Source organism: Blautia sp. AM42-2 (assembly GCF_003480245.1).
Lineage (GTDB): Bacteria > Bacillota > Clostridia > Lachnospirales > Lachnospiraceae > Fusicatenibacter > Fusicatenibacter saccharivorans.
In genome coordinates, this window is record NZ_QUIM01000001.1 from 372,427 (window position 1) to 389,842 (window position 17,416).

16 protein-coding genes are annotated in these 17,416 nt (G+C 49.6%); 15 read left to right on the forward strand and 1 reads right to left on the reverse strand.

What is annotated here, in order from left to right:
* The first annotated feature begins 84 nt into the window (after nucleotides 1-84).
* The 3 genes from DW915_RS01785 (at nucleotide 85) to DW915_RS01795 (ending at nucleotide 3,722) form a co-directional block, all read left to right on the forward strand.
* Nucleotides 85-1,425, forward strand: a complete 1,341-nt coding sequence (locus tag DW915_RS01785) for an MATE family efflux transporter (protein WP_118741437.1) — start codon at nucleotides 85-87, stop codon at nucleotides 1,423-1,425.
* Nucleotides 1,426-1,508: 83 nt separating this feature from the next.
* Nucleotides 1,509-2,354: a S8 family peptidase gene (locus DW915_RS01790; protein ID WP_118741438.1), complete on the forward strand. Its 846-nt coding sequence runs from the start codon at nucleotides 1,509-1,511 to the stop codon at nucleotides 2,352-2,354.
* A 165-nt stretch (nucleotides 2,355-2,519) separates the two neighbouring features.
* Nucleotides 2,520-3,722: an NADP-dependent isocitrate dehydrogenase gene (locus DW915_RS01795; protein WP_055217983.1), complete on the forward strand. Its 1,203-nt coding sequence runs from the start codon at nucleotides 2,520-2,522 to the stop codon at nucleotides 3,720-3,722.
* Nucleotides 3,723-3,821: 99 nt separating this feature from the next.
* Here the strand turns inward: DW915_RS01795 and DW915_RS01800 are convergent, their stop codons facing one another.
* The gene (locus DW915_RS01800; RefSeq protein ID WP_022462575.1) at nucleotides 3,822-5,747 is read right to left on the reverse strand and encodes an ABC-F family ATP-binding cassette domain-containing protein; all 1,926 of its coding nucleotides are present in this window, start codon (nucleotides 5,745-5,747) and stop codon (nucleotides 3,822-3,824) included.
* A 154-nt stretch (nucleotides 5,748-5,901) separates the two neighbouring features.
* On the opposite strand from DW915_RS01800, the gene DW915_RS01805 reads away from it, so the two are divergent.
* From DW915_RS01805 to DW915_RS01855, 12 genes are all read left to right on the forward strand, one after another.
* The gene (locus DW915_RS01805; RefSeq protein WP_022462574.1) at nucleotides 5,902-6,558 is read left to right on the forward strand and encodes a redox-sensing transcriptional repressor Rex; all 657 of its coding nucleotides are present in this window, start codon (nucleotides 5,902-5,904) and stop codon (nucleotides 6,556-6,558) included.
* A gap of 89 nt (nucleotides 6,559-6,647) precedes the next feature.
* The gene (locus DW915_RS01810) at nucleotides 6,648-8,156 is read left to right on the forward strand and encodes an NAD(P)H-hydrate dehydratase (RefSeq protein WP_118741439.1); all 1,509 of its coding nucleotides are present in this window, start codon (nucleotides 6,648-6,650) and stop codon (nucleotides 8,154-8,156) included.
* Between the two features lie 63 nt (nucleotides 8,157-8,219).
* Nucleotides 8,220-8,342, forward strand: a complete 123-nt coding sequence (locus DW915_RS16235) for a hypothetical protein (protein WP_256372849.1) — start codon at nucleotides 8,220-8,222, stop codon at nucleotides 8,340-8,342.
* 6 nt (nucleotides 8,343-8,348) lie between these two features.
* The gene (locus DW915_RS01815; protein WP_118741440.1) at nucleotides 8,349-8,696 is read left to right on the forward strand and encodes a type II toxin-antitoxin system PemK/MazF family toxin; all 348 of its coding nucleotides are present in this window, start codon (nucleotides 8,349-8,351) and stop codon (nucleotides 8,694-8,696) included.
* Nucleotides 8,697-8,833: 137 nt separating this feature from the next.
* Entirely contained in the window at nucleotides 8,834-9,562 is a 729-nt protein-coding gene (locus DW915_RS01820) for a YebC/PmpR family DNA-binding transcriptional regulator (protein WP_022462571.1), read from the forward strand.
* 83 nt (nucleotides 9,563-9,645) lie between these two features.
* On the forward strand, nucleotides 9,646-10,305 hold the full coding sequence (locus tag DW915_RS01825; protein ID WP_022462570.1) for a ClpP family protease: 660 nt from the start codon (nucleotides 9,646-9,648) through the stop codon (nucleotides 10,303-10,305).
* A 121-nt stretch (nucleotides 10,306-10,426) separates the two neighbouring features.
* Nucleotides 10,427-11,293, forward strand: coding sequence for an undecaprenyl-diphosphate phosphatase (locus tag DW915_RS01830; RefSeq protein ID WP_118741441.1), 867 nt, complete (start codon nucleotides 10,427-10,429; stop codon nucleotides 11,291-11,293).
* Nucleotides 11,294-11,317: 24 nt separating this feature from the next.
* Nucleotides 11,318-13,858 (forward strand): FtsK/SpoIIIE family DNA translocase, encoded by a 2,541-nt coding sequence (locus DW915_RS01835; protein ID WP_022462568.1) that lies wholly within the window; start codon nucleotides 11,318-11,320, stop codon nucleotides 13,856-13,858.
* A 123-nt stretch (nucleotides 13,859-13,981) separates the two neighbouring features.
* Nucleotides 13,982-14,869 carry a sulfide/dihydroorotate dehydrogenase-like FAD/NAD-binding protein gene (locus tag DW915_RS01840; RefSeq protein WP_055217977.1) on the forward strand — a complete coding sequence of 296 codons (888 nt, stop codon included), beginning with the start codon at nucleotides 13,982-13,984 and terminating at the stop codon, nucleotides 14,867-14,869.
* Nucleotides 14,869-16,263 carry an NADPH-dependent glutamate synthase gene (gene gltA / locus DW915_RS01845; protein WP_022462566.1) on the forward strand — a complete coding sequence of 465 codons (1,395 nt, stop codon included), beginning with the start codon at nucleotides 14,869-14,871 and terminating at the stop codon, nucleotides 16,261-16,263. Before DW915_RS01840 ends, gltA begins: the two co-directional genes overlap by 1 nt.
* 105 nt (nucleotides 16,264-16,368) lie before the next feature.
* Complete coding sequence (gene rlmH / locus DW915_RS01850; protein ID WP_022462565.1) at nucleotides 16,369-16,848, forward strand: 23S rRNA (pseudouridine(1915)-N(3))-methyltransferase RlmH; 480 nt, start codon at nucleotides 16,369-16,371, stop codon at nucleotides 16,846-16,848.
* 26 nt (nucleotides 16,849-16,874) lie between these two features.
* Nucleotides 16,875-17,372 carry a pyridoxamine 5'-phosphate oxidase family protein gene (locus tag DW915_RS01855; protein ID WP_118741442.1) on the forward strand — a complete coding sequence of 166 codons (498 nt, stop codon included), beginning with the start codon at nucleotides 16,875-16,877 and terminating at the stop codon, nucleotides 17,370-17,372.
* Nucleotides 17,373-17,416: the final 44 nt, after the last annotated feature.

Sequence of the window (17,416 nt, forward strand, 5' to 3'; positions counted from 1 at the left end):
GTATAAGAGATAGGTATTTGATCTTTTCCCTGTTGGCGTGTAAAATGAAATTAACGATATTGAAAAAAGAGAAGAGGGTTTTTTATGGAAGAAAACAAAATGGGAACAGTCCCGGTCAGCCGCCTGGTGATTTCCATGGGGCTGCCGCTGATGCTGTCGCTGCTGATCAGTTCACTTTACAACTTTGTGGATTCTGTGTTCGTCGCACGGGTCTCCGAGGATGCCCTGACAGCGATCTCGCTGGCAGCTCCGATGCAGCTGATCGTGTCATCGCTCGGCCTCGGCAATGCCGTCGGCCTGAACGCCGTGATTTCGCGGGCACTCGGAGAAAAGAATCCGAAAAAGGTAAAAGATGCGGCGAGCGCGGCAATTTTTATCGCATGCTGTTCGTGGATCTTAAACTGTATTCTATGTCTTGCCTTCGCCCGCATTTATTTTGAAAGCCAGTCCGGCGGAAATGAAGCGATCGCATCATACGGCATGCAGTATTTAAGCATCTGCATGTTGGCATCCCTTGGCCAGATGGGACAGTGGGTCTTTGACCGGTTTGTCATGGCAAGTGGAAAATCGCACCTCTTTATCTTCACGCTGTCCGCCGCATCACTGACCAATCTGATTCTCGATCCGATGTTCATTTTCGGCTGGTTCGGTCTTCCGCGCATGGAGACGGCCGGAGCTGCGCTTGCAACAGTCATCGGTCAGTTCATGGGCTGCCTTGCCGGAATGCTGATCAATAAAAAATGGAATCCGGAGATTCCGTTTGCCTTTACCTTGAAGCCGGATTGGGAGAGCGTGAGAGAGATTATTAAAGTCGGCTTTCCATCCACGCTGGTGCAGATTTTTACCTCCGTTGTCAACATGGCGATGAATGCGATTGTCATTACGTTCTCGTCTACAGCTGTTGCGGCTTTTGGTATCTGCACGAAAATTCAGAACATCACAACGGTTGGCGTCCACGGTATCACAAATGGTCTGATTCCGATTGTGGCGTACAATTACGGTGCAAAACAGAAAGAACGAATTCGCCAGTCGATCCGTTACGGCATTCTCTACGGCGGCGGACTGTTCCTGATCTTTTTCGCCGTGCTGGAATCCTGCCCGGGATTTGTACTGAAACTTTTTGATGCCTCCGACAACCTGATGAACATCGGAGTTCCGGCGCTTCGCATTCTCGCCGTCGCCTATCTGCTCTCCATCCCGGGGCTGATCTATCAGGCATCGCTGCAGGGACTTTCCCTCGGAAAAGAAAGCATGTACATATCCATGACCCGCCAGGCTATCCTGCCGCTGGTGTTCGCTTTTATTCTGAAATGGTTTGGAAATCTGAATCTGATCTGGGTATCTTTCGTTCTGGCCGAGCTCTGCGGCATCCCGCTTGCGATGATGCTCTGGAAGCGGAAAGGGGAAAAACAGATACAATTTTAAAAGAGTTGATAAGAAAAAGGCTGTTTCTTGCAAAGGGCAGCCTTTTTGCATACCATAAAATAAGAATACGCCGGAGCTTTGCGATGAACGAGCAGAAAATTCTGACAGGACAAGGAATTACCGTGGCGGTGCTGGATACAGGGATTTTTCCGCATATTGATTTTGATAACCGGATTGCGGCGTTCCGGGATCTGGTGTACGGGCGGGAGACGCCTTACGATGATAATGGGCATGGGACGCATGTCTGCGGAATCCTCGGCGGAAGCGGAAGAGCATCCGGCGGGAAGTACCGGGGTACGGCACCGGAATGCAGATTTGTGGTAGCAAAAATTCTCGACCGCAGGGGAAACGGCAGAAAGCAGGATATCCTTGCGGCGATTGACTGGGTGTGCAAAGAGCGAATAAGACTTAATATCCGCATTTTAAATATTTCAGTGGGAACAACAGAGCAGGAAAAATCGGTGGATGATCTGCTCGTGCAGGCGGTGGAGCGCGCCTGGGATGACGGGATCACAGTTGTGACAGCGGCCGGAAATCTGGGGCCCGCTCCGGGCAGTATTACGGCGCCGGGGAGCAGCAGAAAAGTGATCACTGTGGGAGCGGGCGATCTGCTGGAGCCAAGAAGAGGAATCTCCGGATGCGGCCCGACACGGGACTGCGTCTGCAAACCGGATCTTGTCGCGCCTGGAAAACGTCTCATTTCCTGCGCGCCTGGAAGAAGCAGGAAGGAATATGTGGTGAAGAGCGGCACCTCGATGGCGGCACCGCGGGTGTCCGGAGCCGTGGCTTTGGCACTTGAACGGGTTCCGGATCTTACAAATGTCCAGGCGAAAATGCTGCTTTGCGAATCGGCGAGAGACCTTGGCCTTCCGCGCAACCGTCAGGGGCATGGGATGCTTCAAACAGACCGTTTTCTGTCTCTTCTGTGAGACACTGTGCGGCAGCATAAAAAAAGAAAAATGAAGGAAAACACCTCTCATCCTGCAAAAATTGTGTGAATTTATGGGAAAACGCCAAAAAATCAGGCGAATTTTGACTTGACAAGCTATAGGATACTTTATACAATAAACGGGAATAGAAAAAGGAGGCCTACTATGGAAAAAATTCAGATGACCACTCCTCTGGTAGAGATGGATGGAGATGAGATGACCAGAATTCTCTGGAAAATGATCAAAGATGAGCTGCTTCTCCCGTTTATTGACCTGAAAACGGAATATTACGATCTGGGACTGGAACACAGAAACGAGACGAACGATCAGGTAACCGTAGATTCCGCAAACGCTACCAAGAAATACGGTGTAGCAGTCAAATGTGCCACCATTACGCCGAATGCAGCGCGTATGACCGAGTACAATCTGAAAGAAATGTGGAAGAGCCCGAACGGAACGATCCGTGCCATGCTCGACGGAACCGTTTTCCGTACCCCGATTGTCGTAAAAGGCATCGAGCCGTGCGTGCGCAACTGGAAAAAACCGATCACGATTGCCCGTCATGCATACGGGGATGTCTATAAAAATGCAGAAATGCGCATTCCGGGACCGGGAAAAGCAGAGCTGGTTTATACGGCTGAGGACGGCACCGAGACAAGAGAGCTGATCCACAACTTCACCGGCGCCGGTGTCATTCAGGGCATGCACAATCTGGATAACTCCATAGAAAGCTTTGCGAGAAGCTGTTTCGAGTACGCACTGTCCACGAAACAGGATCTGTGGTTTGCAAGCAAGGATACGATTTCCAAGAAGTATGATCACCGCTTCAAGGATATCTTCCAGGAGATCTTCGATGCAGAGTACAAAGAGAAATTTGCAGAAGCAGGCATTACCTACTTCTACACTCTGATCGACGACGCCGTTGCCCGCATCATGAAAGCAGAGGGCGGCTTTATCTGGGCCTGCAAGAACTACGACGGCGATGTCATGAGCGACATGGTATCCTCCGCCTTCGGTTCCCTTGCGATGATGACTTCTGTTCTCGTATCCCCGCACGGATATTACGAGTACGAGGCTGCGCACGGAACCGTACAGCGCCACTATTACCGTCACTTAAAAGGTGAGGAGACATCCACCAACTCCGTGGCCACCATTTTTGCATGGACCGGCGCACTCAGAAAACGCGGGGAAATGGATGGAAACGCAGAACTTTCCGCATTTGCAGACCGTCTGGAAAAAGCAACGATCGCAACGATCGAGAGCGGAAAAATGACAAAAGACCTTGCGCTGATCACCACCATGGAAAATCCGACCGTATTAAACAGCCGTGATTTCATCCTGGCCATCCGCGAGGAGCTGGAGAAATAATTAAACGAAGCAAAAAAGAAAGCCGATCCGGCATTCCCGCAAAAAGGGATGCGCCGGACCGGCTTTTTCTGTTTTGAATTTTTCCGGGGAAAACCAGGCCTACTCGGCAAGCTCTTCCCATTTTTCATACAGCTCTTCGAGTTCCGCGGCAATCTCTGCTTTCTCTTTGCTTAATTTCACACACTCTGCCACATTCGTTGCGACTTCCGGTTTCGACATTTCCTCATCAATTTCCGAATCGCGTGTCTCAAGCTCTTCAATTCGTTTCTCCGTCTTTTTCAGCTCGTTCTCTTTCTTGCGGAGACGTGCCTGTTCTTCTTTCTGCGCTTTCCAGTCCAGCTTTGTGGAGGAGGCTTCGGAAGGAGCCGCTGTTTCTTCCGGAGCGGCGGCATCGGCAGCAGGAGCATAGATGCGGGTCAGCTCTTCTTTTTTCTCCAGATAGTAATCGTAATTTCCGATATAGTTGACGAGTGTCTGTCCCGTCAGCTCCAGAATCCGGGTTGCAGTCTGATTGATAAAGTAACGGTCGTGGGAAACGTACAGTACCGTTCCAGTGTAATCCTTCAGCGCGTTTTCCAGAATCTCCTTTGATACGATATCGAGGTGGTTGGTCGGCTCGTCGAGGATCAGGAAGTTGGCGTTCGAGAGCATCAGCTTGGCAAGAGAAATTCGTCCGCGCTCACCGCCGCTCAAGGTATGAATCGGTTGGAAGACATCGTCGTTTGTAAACAGGAAGGCGGCCAGCACATTTCGGATTTCGGTGTTTGTCAGATACGGATACGCGTCGGAAATCTCCTGGAAAATGGTCTTTTCCATGTGGAGTACCTGATGCTCCTGATCGTAGTAACCGATCTGTACACGGCTTCCAAGTGTAAAAGAGCCGGCATCCGGTCGGATGACTTCGTTTAAGATCTTTAAGATCGTCGTTTTTCCCGTTCCGTTGTTTCCGATGATTGCGACGCGCTCCCCGCGCTTGATTTCGAAATTCAGATCCTGGAAAAGCGTCTGTCCCGGGAAGGCTTTGGAGAGATGCTCGACAGTCAGCACATCGTTTCCGCTTGTGATGCGCGGCTCCAGACGGATCCGCATATCGGAGCGTACTTCCGTCGGTTTTTCGAGAACATCCATTTTGTCCAGCATCTTTTCACGGCTCTCGGCACGCTTGATGGATTTTTCCCGGTTGAAGGATTTCAGCTTTGCGATGACTTCCTCCTGATGGTGGATTTCCTGCTGCTGGTTGACCCAGGCATGGTAAGCGGCCTCGCGGAGCATTGCTTTTTTCTGACTGTAGGCGGTATAGTTTCCCTCAAAAGTTGTTACTTTTTTATTGTCCACTTCAACGACTTTTGTGACAACGCGGTCGAGAAAGTAACGGTCATGGGAGACGATCAGGACGGCTCCGCTGTAATTTAAAAGATACGTTTCGAGCCAGGAGATCGAGTCCATATCGAGGTGGTTGGTCGGCTCGTCGAGCAGAATGATGTCCGGTTTGGTGAGCAGCAGTTTACCAAGTGCCACGCGGGTCTTCTGACCGCCGGAGAGGGAGTCCACCTGTTTTTCAAAATCGCTCTCGGAAAAGCCAAGACCTTTTAAAACACCGACGACTTCACTGCGGTACGCGTATCCGTTTTCCAGTTCAAAGGTATGGGAGAGGCGGGTATAGGTGGAAAGAAGTTCATCCAGCGCTGCACCGGATTTTGTCTTCATATCACTTTCCATCTGACGGAGGCGTTCCTCCATATCGATCAGATTCTGTTTCGCGGTCAGCACTTCCTGGTAAATGGAAAGGTGTCCGGTCAGATCCTGATGCTGGGCGAGATAGCCCATCGTCTTTCCTTTGGAGAGGATGACCTCTCCCTCATCGGCCCTCATTTCGCCGATGATGATTTTTAACAGCGTCGATTTTCCGGCACCGTTGATGCCGACCAGTGCGGCTTTTTCGCGTTCTTCTATATGAAAAGATGCATTTTTGATAATTTCCGTTGTCCCGAATGCTTTCGAGATATTCTGACATGCAAGAATCATGTGGTTCCTCCAGATAACATATTTCTGTATTTTGACATAATACACCATCCTTATTATAGAGAGTAATACACAAAATTTCAAGAAATCTTTGACAATTTTCTATCAACCATATATAATATGAATATATGCAGGTGTAAATAAGGAGGAATTTATCTTGGAAGAAAAAGGAATTTCGCGGGCAGTTATCAAAAGACTTCCTAGATATTATCGTTACCTGGGCGAATTGCTGGAGGACGGAGTAGAACGGATCTCTTCCGGTGAGCTGAGCGAGCGGATGAAAGTGACAGCTTCCCAGATTCGCCAGGACTTAAATAATTTCGGCGGCTTCGGCCAGCAGGGGTATGGTTATAACGTGCGGTATCTGTACAGCGAGATTGGAAAAATCTTAGGTCTGGACAGAGTCCACAATATGATTTTTGTCGGAGCCGGAAATCTGGGACAGGCGCTTGCCAATTATGCGGCCTTTGAAAGAAGCGGATTCAAAACGGTCGGTATTTTTGACGTCAACCCGGTATTAAAAGGAATCTCCGTGCGCGGAATTGAAATCCGCATGGCGGACGAGCTTCCGGAATTTATCAAGGAACACCATGTGGAGATTGCGGCTTTGACACTGCCAAAAGCAAAAGCGGTAGAGATGGCAGAGATTCTCGTGGATAACGGTGTAAAAGCAATCTGGAATTTTGCACATACCGATCTAAACTTAAAACTTCCGAAAGATGTGATCGTCGAGAACGTCCATCTTTCCGAAAGTCTGATGCGTCTCTCCTACAATCTGACCAGATATGAGGCGGAGCATCCAAAGAACAATTAAGAAACCAAAACAAAAGCAGGAGAGTCTTCGGGAAACCGGAGACTTTTTCTGTTCACTTTCCGGATAAGGCAGGAAAAGGAGGAAAAGCGATGAAACGGATTCTTACAGCAGCACAGATGAAGCAGGCAGACCGCAATACGATCGAAACCATGGGGGTACCGTCCCTGGTACTGATGGAGCGCGCGGCGCTGTCCTGCGTGGAGGAGCTTCAAAGTGGAACATGGAATACAGGAAAAGTCCTTGCTGTGTGCGGTCCCGGAAATAATGGCGGGGACGGTGCGGCAATTGCACGGATTTTAAAGACGAAAGGGGTGGATGCGGAACTGTTCTGTCTTGGAAATCCGGAAAAATACAGTGAAGGCATGAGAGTACAGAAGAAAATTGCGGAAAATTATGGGGTCCGTGAGGTTAAGAATCCGGATTTCCGGGAATATACTGTTATCATAGATGCCATCTTTGGAATTGGCGTATCCCGTCCGCTGGCAGGGGAGTACCGGAGGGCAGTGGAAGCAATCTGCGCAAGCGGTGTTCCTGTTCTTGCCGTGGACATCCCTTCGGGGATCCACACGGATACCGGAGAGGTCCTTGATGCGGCGGTGAAAGCCAGAGCCACGGTGACATTTGCCTGTGCAAAGCCAGGGCTTCTTTTTGATCCCGGAAAACGATATGCCGGAGAGGTCCTGGTCCGTGATATTGGAATCGGCTTTGATGCAGGAGAAGAGGAGACGCCCTGGTACGGTTCAGTGGAAAAAGAAGATCTGGACCGGTTTCTTACCCGCACGCCGATGGGAAATAAGGGAACCTTCGGAAAGGTGCTGGTACTTGCCGGTTCCGGTGCCATGTGCGGAGCCGCTGTTTTGTGTGCCAGGGCAGTCCTTGCATCCGGTGCCGGCATGGTAAAGGTTGTGACAGAGGAAAGAAACCGTACGCCGCTTTTCTGTGCCCTGCCGGAAGCAATGGCGGATTTCTGGAAGGAGGATGAGCCGCTTCCGGAAGAAGCCCTGCTGCAGGATCTCGCCTGGGCGGACGCTGTTGTTGCGGGACCGGGACTTTCCAAAAGCCGGACGGCAAAAGAACTGCTCGTTTTTACGGTGCAGCACACAGAAGTTCCTCTTGTTCTGGATGCAGATGCGCTGAACCTGATTGCAGAAGATGCAGAGATTCTTTCGGGCTATCGGGCAGAAAAAATTTTAACGCCTCATGTAGGAGAGCTTGCACGGCTGCTGCACATGACTATTGCAGAATGCCAGCGTGACCCGGCAGGAAGCGCCGGAAGGGCAGCCGAAAAATACCAGGCCTGCTGTGTACGAAAGGATTCCGTAACCGTGACAGCAGAGGAAGGGCGTGAGCAGTATTACATAAACACAAGCGGAAGCAGTGCGCTTGCGACGGCGGGAAGCGGCGATGTGCTCGCGGGAATCACAGGCGCCTTTGCAGCAAAACGTCAGTGTGAAAAAAATGAGAAAAAAATCAGCCTTGCCAAAACAGCGGCACTGGCGGCATATGCGCATGGAAAGGCGGGAGAGGCTGCGGAAGAAAAAAGCAGTGCTTCCTATGTAACAGCATCCGAGATTATCAGAGGATTGCAGTCAATCTGAGCAAAGCAGATCAGAATCACGGGTTCCCAAAAGGACTCCGGGCGGACTTTTTTGAAGTGCCGGATGAAATTTGTGAATACCTCCGGAAAAACAGGCAATATTAAATACATGGAAACGATTTTAAAAGGCGTAAAACGCCGGATCGTTATCGTATGGGAAAGCAAAACGGAAAGAATCGGAGAGTGAGCACAAGTGGTAATCAAGCGTGGCGATGTATATTATGCCGACCTGCGGCCCGTTGTGGGAAGTGAGCAGGGCGGTGTCCGTCCGGTGCTGATCATTCAGAATGACATCGGCAACCGGCACAGTCCGACGGTGATCTGTGCGGCGATTACATCGAGGATGAATAAGGCGAAGCTGCCGACACACATTGAGATCGAAGCGTCCGCCTATGGGATTGTACGGGATTCTGTTATTTTACTGGAACAGCTTCGGACGATCGATAAGAGAAGGCTGAAAGATAAAATCTGTCATCTGACGCCGGAACAGCTGGCCCTTGTGAACGAAGCACTGAAAATCAGCCTGGATCTGTCTACATAAGGGGTATTTTTGGCGCGGTTCACGGTTGACGAATGAGAAAGATCGTGCTATATTCTATATTATATGGGCTTCTGCCGTTTTTCGGGGAAACCTTTTTACAGAAAAGCAATACTTTAAATAAAGGAGACAAAAGAGGTATGTCAGGACATTCAAAATTTGCCAATATTAAGCATAAGAAAGAAAAAAACGACGCAAAAAAAGGTAAAATCTTTACCATCATCGGCCGTGAGATCGTAATCGCTGTCAAAGAGGGCGGACCGGATCCGGCAAACAACAGCAAGCTGCGTGACGTTATCGCAAAAGCAAAAGCAAACAACATGCCGAACGATACCATCGACCGCGGTATTAAAAAAGCTGCCGGAGATGCAAACGCAGACAACTACGAGCGTATCACCTACGAAGGTTATGGCCCGAATGGTATCGCGATCATCGTAGAGACTCTGACCGACAACAAGAACCGTACCGCAGCAAACGTAAGAAGCGCTTTCACCAAAGGAAACGGAAGCGTTGGAACACCGGGATGCGTATCCTACATGTTCGACAAAAAAGGCCAGATCATCATCGACAAAGAAGAGTGCGAAATGGATGCTGACGATCTGATGATGCTTGCTCTGGATGCAGGCGCAGAAGACTTCGCAGACGAAGAGGACAGCTATGAAATCATCACCGATCCGGATGACTTCTCCGCAGTACGTGAGGCTCTGGAGAAAGACGGCATCGCCATGGCAGAGGCAGACGTTACCATGATCCCACAGACCTACGTAGAGCTGACCGATCCGCAGGCATTAAAAGACCTGAACCGTACCCTGGATCTGCTGGATGACGACGACGACGTACAGTACGTATACACCAACCTGGACGAGTAATTTCACTGGAAATTACATAGAATCATAAGAATCTGCGCATACTGATGAAGCTATTTTGGAATAGCAGAAAAGAGGAAATCCGTATGGCAGAATCACAGAAAAACCAGACAGAAAAAGAAAATATTGTAGAACTGAAGACCAACATTTATCTGCTGTCCATCATCGGCGAGGTGGAGGGGCATGAATCACTCGGCGAGCGCACGAAAGCGACGCGCTATGAGCACATTCTCCCTGCTCTTGCCCGTGCCGAGGAGGACAAAAGTATTGATGGTCTTCTGATTCTCCTGAATACCGTAGGCGGAGATGTGGAGGCCGGTCTTGCAATTGCAGAGATGATTGCGTCCATGCGAAAGCCTGCGGTATCGCTCGTTTTAGGGGGCGGTCATTCGATCGGTGTCCCGCTCGCCGTTGCAGCAGACTATTCGCTGATCGTGCCGAGTGCCACCATGGTCATTCACCCGGTGCGTACAAACGGCATGTTCATCGGTGTTGCACAGACGTACCGTAATATGGAAAAGACGCAGGATCGGATCACAGGTTTTGTATCGGCCCATTCTAAAATCACCAAGGAACGGCTCGAGGAGCTGATGCTCGATACGAAAATGCTGGTCAAGGATGTCGGAACAATGCTGGACGGCCCGCAGGCAGTGGAAGAAGGCCTGATCGACGAGGTCGGCGGCATTGCCCGCGCACTCGAAAAGCTGAATGAGCTGATGAAAAAGGCAGCAGGGACAGAAAATTGACTTCACGGCGCGGCTTGTGTTTCAGGGGATTTTGTGTTAGAATGAGTTCGCTGTGAAAATTCGAACGGAAGTTTTGTCCGGACTTTCACAAAAGAGAAAAATAAGGGAACAGGATAAAAAAATGACAGTAATAGAAGCTTTATTTCTGGGCCTGATCCAGGGAGTCACGGAATTCCTGCCGATCAGTAGCTCCGCACATCTGATTATCTTCCGTCACTTTATGAAGATCGAAGATACGCAGACGGTGTTTTTCAATGTGCTTTTGCACTTTGGCTCCATGATTGCAATTCTGCTCACATTTTCGAAGGAATGGAAACGTCTCTTCCTCGCGCTGTGCGGAATCATAATCGATCTGTTTCATAATTTAAAGGAACACTTTTCCAGTCAGCATCAGGAGAGAAAGCAGTACCGGAAGGTACTCGGCAGCAACTACCGTATGCTTGCTTTCCTGCTGATTCTGACCACCATCCCGACTGCTGTAATCGGCGGCATGATTCAGAGCCTTGTCACACTGACCTCCTCGAATCTGCTGGCACCTGGCGTTGGTCTGTATCTGACGGCGATTCTGCTTGTGGTGGCAGATATGCTTCCGGAGGGAGAAAAAACGCAGAAAAATTTGAAGCCGAAAGATGCACTGATTGCCGGATTCTTCCAAGGCTTTTCCACGATTCCGGGTCTTTCCCGTCTTGGTTCGACTATTTCTGCGTGTGTGATCGGCGGCATGACCCGTTCGTACGCTGTGAAATACTCTCTGATTGTGAGTGTTCCGGCGATTATCGGGGCAACGATCGTTGAAATTGCGACCATGGGAAAAAATAAAATTGTTTTTCATCCGGTATATCTGGTCGGCGTTTTCATGGCGGCACTTGCCGGTTACTTTACGATCCGCATTCTGATGCGTGTGGTGAAAAAACGGAAACTGAAATATTTTGCTTTGTACTGTCTTCTTGTCGGGACATTCTCCATTGCAGGATATTTTCTGCTGTAATACGAGAAAGGGGAGAAGTTCTGCATGGCAAATACAACAAAGGGAAGCGGGAAGACAAAGAAAAAAACTTCTGCTTCCGGAACAGCAAAAAAGAAACAGACCCAAACAACGGCCAGAAAAACAACGGCGAAAAAGAGCAGTACCGCAAAACGTACCTCCGGCACAAGGAAAAACACAGTCCGTGAGCCGATGGACGAGGGAGTGCGCGCAGAAATTATTCTGCTTTCCGTGCTTGCTGTTTCGATTCTGCTGATGCTCAGTAATTTCGGTATGGGCGGCGTGATCGGACAGGCTGTCTGCGACTTCTTTTTCGGCCTTTTCGGCGTGACAGAGTGGGCAGCACCGGTTCTGATCTTCTTTGGAACAGCATTTTACATAGCAAACAGACAGAACTTTTTAATTGTGCGGAAAACCGGGGGAGCGATCAGCTGCTTCGTCTTTTTCTGCGCTTTTATGCAGCTTCTGGCGTCCGGCTATACGAGAGATACGACATTTCTGGATTACTATTTTGACAGCGCCTACGATCATCTCGGCGGAGGAATCTTAGGAGGGTCTGTCGTGAAAATTCTCGGCATGGGATTCGGCCAGATCGGTGCGTGGGTGATTATTGTGATCGCCATCGTGATTTCCGTGATCGTGATGACGCAGAAGCCGATTCTCGCGCCGATCCATGAAAAGACGAATGACCACCGCCGGATGGCGGAGGAGCGCCGCCAGGAGCGTCTGGCGCGCCAAGCTGCGATGGAGGAAGAGGAAGGAAAAGAGCTGATTCTTGAGCCAGTGGAGGAACCGAAAAAAGCCGGGAAGAAAAAGAAATCCCGCCTTCTTTCTCATGTGGAATCGAAGGCTGATTTAAACGAAAACGACGATACCCATCAGATGGAGATGCCGGAGCTTTCGATTCACCGTGGTTCTGTGCCGGCTGAAGAGCCGGAAAAGACAGGACCGGAGATGACACGGCAAGCTGCAGAAGAGGCGAAAAAAGAGAAAACGTCTGCGGATCATACGAGAAATCCGCGGTCTTCCTGTGAAGAGATCGAGGCGGATATAGACGGCATTCGTCAGGAAATCGGGAAAAAAGCAGAGGAAAAGCGGCCGGAGTACAAAACACCGCCGATGAATCTTCTGAAAAAAGGGATGCGCGGTGCCATGGGCGATTCCGATGCGCATTTGCGGGAAGTAGCGCGGAAACTGGAGGAGACGCTGGACAGCTTCGGTGTCAAAGTTACAGTCAATAACGTAAGCTGCGGACCGACCGTCACACGGTATGAGCTGATGCCGGAACAGGGCGTGAAAGTAAGCCGGATTGTCGGATTGACCGACGATATCAAGCTGAGTCTTGCAGCAGCAGATGTCCGCATTGAGGCACCGATCCCGGGAAAATCCGCAGTCGGAATCGAGGTTCCAAATAAGACGAACACGGCCGTGATGCTGCGTGATCTTCTTGAAACACCGGAGTTTAAGAACTTTTCTTCGAATCTGGCCTTTGCTGTCGGAAAAGACATCGCCGGTCAGCCGGTCATCGCAGATATCGCGAAAATGCCTCATCTTCTGATCGCCGGTGCGACCGGTTCCGGTAAATCGGTCTGCATCAACACACTGATTATGAGTATTATTTATAAGGCAAAACCGGAAGACGTCAAACTGATCATGATCGACCCGAAGGTCGTTGAGCTTTCTGTTTATAACGGCATTCCGCACCTTTTTATTCCTGTTGTCACAGACCCGAAAAAGGCTTCCGGAGCTCTGAACTGGGCGGTTGCGGAGATGACAGACCGTTATAACAAATTTGCGGAATTCAACGTGCGCGATATGAAAGGCTACAATGCAAAAGTTGCCGAGCTGCCGCCGGATGAAAACGGCAAAAAACCGGAAAAACTGCCGCAGATCGTCATTATCGTGGATGAGCTTGCCGACCTGATGATGGTTGCGCCGGGAGAAGTGGAGGATGCGATCTGCCGTCTGGCACAGCTTGCCCGTGCGGCCGGCATCCATCTGATTATTGCAACACAGAGACCTTCCGTCAATGTCATCACTGGTCTTATCAAGGCAAATATGCCGTCCCGTATTGCATTCTCGGTTTCTTCCAGCGTAGATTCCCGTACGATCCTCGACATGGGAGGTGCGGAAAAACTGCTTGGAAAAGGCGATATGCTCTACAAGCCGCAGGATTACCAGAAACCGGCCCGTCTGCAGGGATCCTTTGTTTCGGATAAAGAGGTCAGCGATGTCGTTGCCTACTTAAAAGATCACTACGGCGAGAACGCTTATGATCCGGATATCGAAAAACGGATTCACACCGTAAGCCTGGATGGCGGTTCTGCCGCAGGCGGCGGAGATAACCGCGATAATTACTTCGTGGAAGCCGGAAAATTTATCATCGAAAAAGATAAGGCATCGATCGGCATGCTCCAGAGAGTGCTGAAAATCGGTTTCAACCGCGCGGCCAGAATCATGGACCAGCTCGCGGATGCCGGTGTCGTAGGACCGGAGGAAGGAACCAAGCCGAGAAAAGTTCTGATGTCCATGGAACAGTTCGAAAATTATCTGGAGGAACACGGATGATGGGAAAAGATGTTGTCCGTTGTTTACAAATAACCGGAAACGTGATAAAGTATTAACATAAAATGCGCGAAAATCCAAGTCGTGCTTTTGTTAAAATATTTCTAACAAGATTAGGAGGATATTATGTACAAGATTCAAGAAGCGGAAATGCTCGCGAATAATATCTACCGTATGGTAGTAGAAGCACCGCGAGTAGCACAGCACTGCCTCCCTGGACAGTTTGTTATTGTCAAGGCAGATGAAGAAGGAGAAAGAATTCCTCTGACCATTTGTGATTACGATAGAGAAGCAGGAACTATCACCATCGTATTCATGCCGATCGGAGAATCTACCAAAAAAATGAAAGATCTCAAAGCGGGAGATGCTTTCATGGATTTCGTAGGACCTCTGGGGCAGCCGTCCGAGTTCTGCAGCGAAGATATCGAAGAACTGAAGAAAAAACGGATCGTATTCGTAGCCGGCGGTGTTGGAACTGCACCGGTTTACCCGCAGTTAAAATGGCTGCATGAGCATGGAATCACTGCTGACGCCATTGTCGGAGCAAAGACAAAAGATCTCGTTATTCTCGAGAAAGAAATGTCTGCTGTCAGCAATCTGTACATAACCACAGACGATGGTTCTTACGTAAGAAAAGGTATGGGTACCGATGTACTCCGCGACCTTGTACAGAACCAGGGCAAACAGTATGATGTCTGTGTTGCCATCGGACCGATGATCATGATGAAATTCGTATGTCTTCTGACAAAAGAACTGAACATCCCGACCGTTGTCAGCATGAACCCGATCATGGTAGACGGAACCGGTATGTGCGGTGCCTGTCGTCTAATGGTAGGCAATGAAGTAAAATTTGCCTGCGTAGACGGACCGGAGTTTGACGGTCATCTGGTAGACTTCGACCTGGCTATGAAACGTCAGCAGATGTATAAGACAGAAGAGGGAAGAGCTCTCTTAAGATACCAGGAAGGCGCAACCCATCACGGTGGATGCGGCCAGTGCGGAGGTGACAAATAATGGCAAAGGGATTAAACAGAGTACCGGTACGTGAGCAGGAGCCGAAGGTACGTGCCACAAATTTTGACGAGGTATGTCTTGGATACAACAAAGACGAAGCAGTAGAAGAAGCACAGCGCTGCCTGGGCTGTAAAAATGCAAAATGTATCACAGGATGCCCGGTTAATATCAACATTCCGGCATTCATTGCACAGGTAAAAGAAGGAAACTTCGAGGAAGCATACAAAATTATCGGTGAGTCCAGTGCACTCCCGGCAGTCTGCGGCCGTGTATGTCCGCAGGAGAGCCAGTGCGAGGGCAAATGTGTCCGCGGAATCAAAGGCGACGCTGTTTCCATCGGTAAACTGGAGCGTTTCGTTGCTGACTGGGCAAAAGAAAACGGTATCAAACCGGTTCCGGCAGCAGAGAAAAACGGCCACAAGATCGCGGTTATCGGTTCCGGCCCTGCAGGTCTTACCTGCGCAGGAGACCTTGCAAAACTTGGCTACGATGTAACCATCTTCGAGGCACTTCACAAAGCCGGCGGTGTATTAAGCTACGGTATTCCGGAGTTCCGTCTTCCGAAAGACAAAGTAGTTGCCGCTGAAATCGAGAACGTAAAATCTCTCGGTGTTAAAATTGAGACCAACGTTATCATCGGAAAATCCGTTACCATCGACGAGCTGTTAAAAGACGAAGGATTTGAAGCAGTCTTCATCGGTTCCGGTGCAGGCCTTCCGATGTTCATGGGAATCCCGGGTGAGAACGCAAACGGCGTATTCTCCGCAAACGAGTTCCTGACCAGAAACAACCTGATGAAAGCATTCCGCGATGATTACGATACCCCGATCGCACACGGCAAGAAAGTTGCTGTAGTCGGCGGCGGCAACGTAGCTATGGACGCTGCAAGAACCGCACTTCGTCTCGGCGCAGAGGTACACGTTATTTACCGTCGTTCTGAGGCAGAGCTTCCGGCCCGTGCAGAGGAAGTTCATCATGCAAAAGAGGAAGGTATCATCTTCGACCTTCTGACCAACCCGGTAGAAATTCTGACCGACGACAAAGACTGGGTAACCGGTATCCGCTGCATCCGTATGGAGCTTGGCGAGCCGGACGCTTCCGGAAGAAGAAGACCGGTTGAGATTCCAGGATCTGAGTTCGAAATTGAAGTAGACGAAGTTATCATGTCTCTTGGCACTTCCCCGAACCCGCTGATTTCTTCCACCACCTACGGTCTGGATGTCAACAGAAGAAAATGTATCGTAGCTGAGGAAGAAACCGGAAAGACCAGCAAAGAGGGCGTTTACGCCGGCGGTGACGCTGTAACAGGTGCAGCAACCGTTATCCTTGCTATGGGTGCCGGAAAAGCCGGAGCTAAAGGAATTGATGAGTATATCAAAAGCAAAAATGCATAAGGCATTGCTTTTCTAAACTAAAAGCCATATAGACGCGGACAAAAAGTGATCTATATGGCTTTTGGTGTTTTTGACAGATATCCGAAAGGGTTTTAAGATTACAGAATGAAAATTACGATATTAACAGTAGGAAAAATCAAAGAGAAATATCTGCGGGATGCGATCGCCGAGTATTCGAAGCGCCTCAGCCGCTATGCAAAGCTGGAAATTATCGAGGTGGCGGATGAAAAAACGCCGGACAACGCGAGTGAAACCGTAGAGACGAATATCAAAAATAAAGAAGCAGAGCGCCTTCTCAAATATATCCGGGATGACGCTTATCTGATTACATTGGAAATTAAGGGAAAACAGCTCACATCCGAGGAGCTGGCCCAGAAAATAGATACGCTCGGCGTGCAGGGAACGAGCCATATTATTTTTGTGATCGGTGGTTCCTTAGGGCTTGGCGAGGAAGTTCTGAAGCGTTCGAACTATGCGCTCAGTTTTTCGAAAATGACATTTCCGCATCAGTTGATGCGAGTTATTCTGCTGGAACAGATTTACCGGAGCTATCGCATTAACTGCGGGGAGCCATATCATAAATAGCTGCGAATAAGAGAGGTGTGATTGCGATGCGTGAAATGCGTTTAAAAAAGCGGGAGATTACAGATCCTGAAATTTTAAGAAAAATTCTGGAAAGCTGCGAGGTTGTGCGGATCGGGGCGATGGATGAGGAAGGCATGTTTATCGTGCCGATGAATTATGGATATGATGTCCGGGAAGAAGATGGAACTCTTCACGTCTGTCTGTACCTGCATGGGGCAAAAGAAGGGCGGAAGGCGGCTGCATTTGCAGCGGATCCGCGCGTGGCGGTGGAGATGGATTACAACCATGAAGTGATTACAGGTGACTATACGTGTGCGTATTCCTATGCGTACCGCAGTATCATGGGAAACGGAACCATCACGGAGGTGACAGATCCGGAGGCAAAGAAGAAAGGCCTGGGAAAAATCATGGCGCATATCGCACCGGAGGCGAAGATCGCTTTTCTGCCGGAGATGGTGGAGCGCGTTGCCGTATGGCGCATAGACATCGATACATTTACCGGCAAAGAGCGCAGACGAAAATAGAGTGTTCGAAGCTCCGCAGGCTGCAGACGGAAAAAGACAGCAGA

Excerpts from the sequence above, each read along its gene's own strand:
- DW915_RS01830 (WP_118741441.1), top strand. The coding sequence starts at position 10,427 with ATGACAGTAATAGAAGCTTTATTTCTGGGCCTGATCCAGGGAGTCACG.
- DW915_RS01820 (WP_022462571.1), top strand. The coding sequence starts at position 8,834 with ATGTCAGGACATTCAAAATTTGCCAATATTAAGCATAAGAAAGAAAAA.
- DW915_RS01810 (WP_118741439.1), top strand. The coding sequence starts at position 6,648 with ATGAAACGGATTCTTACAGCAGCACAGATGAAGCAGGCAGACCGCAAT.
- gltA (WP_022462566.1), top strand. The coding sequence starts at position 14,869 with ATGGCAAAGGGATTAAACAGAGTACCGGTACGTGAGCAGGAGCCGAAG.
- DW915_RS16235 (WP_256372849.1), top strand. The coding sequence starts at position 8,220 with ATGAAATTTGTGAATACCTCCGGAAAAACAGGCAATATTAAATACATG.
- DW915_RS01855 (WP_118741442.1), top strand. The coding sequence starts at position 16,875 with ATGCGTGAAATGCGTTTAAAAAAGCGGGAGATTACAGATCCTGAAATT.
- DW915_RS01835 (WP_022462568.1), top strand. The coding sequence starts at position 11,318 with ATGGCAAATACAACAAAGGGAAGCGGGAAGACAAAGAAAAAAACTTCT.
- DW915_RS01840 (WP_055217977.1), top strand. The coding sequence starts at position 13,982 with ATGTACAAGATTCAAGAAGCGGAAATGCTCGCGAATAATATCTACCGT.
- rlmH (WP_022462565.1), top strand. The coding sequence starts at position 16,369 with ATGAAAATTACGATATTAACAGTAGGAAAAATCAAAGAGAAATATCTG.
- DW915_RS01800 (WP_022462575.1), bottom strand. The coding sequence starts at position 5,747 with ATGATTCTTGCATGTCAGAATATCTCGAAAGCATTCGGGACAACGGAA.
- DW915_RS01795 (WP_055217983.1), top strand. The coding sequence starts at position 2,520 with ATGGAAAAAATTCAGATGACCACTCCTCTGGTAGAGATGGATGGAGAT.
- DW915_RS01785 (WP_118741437.1), top strand. The coding sequence starts at position 85 with ATGGAAGAAAACAAAATGGGAACAGTCCCGGTCAGCCGCCTGGTGATT.
- DW915_RS01790 (WP_118741438.1), top strand. The coding sequence starts at position 1,509 with ATGAACGAGCAGAAAATTCTGACAGGACAAGGAATTACCGTGGCGGTG.
- DW915_RS01825 (WP_022462570.1), top strand. The coding sequence starts at position 9,646 with ATGGCAGAATCACAGAAAAACCAGACAGAAAAAGAAAATATTGTAGAA.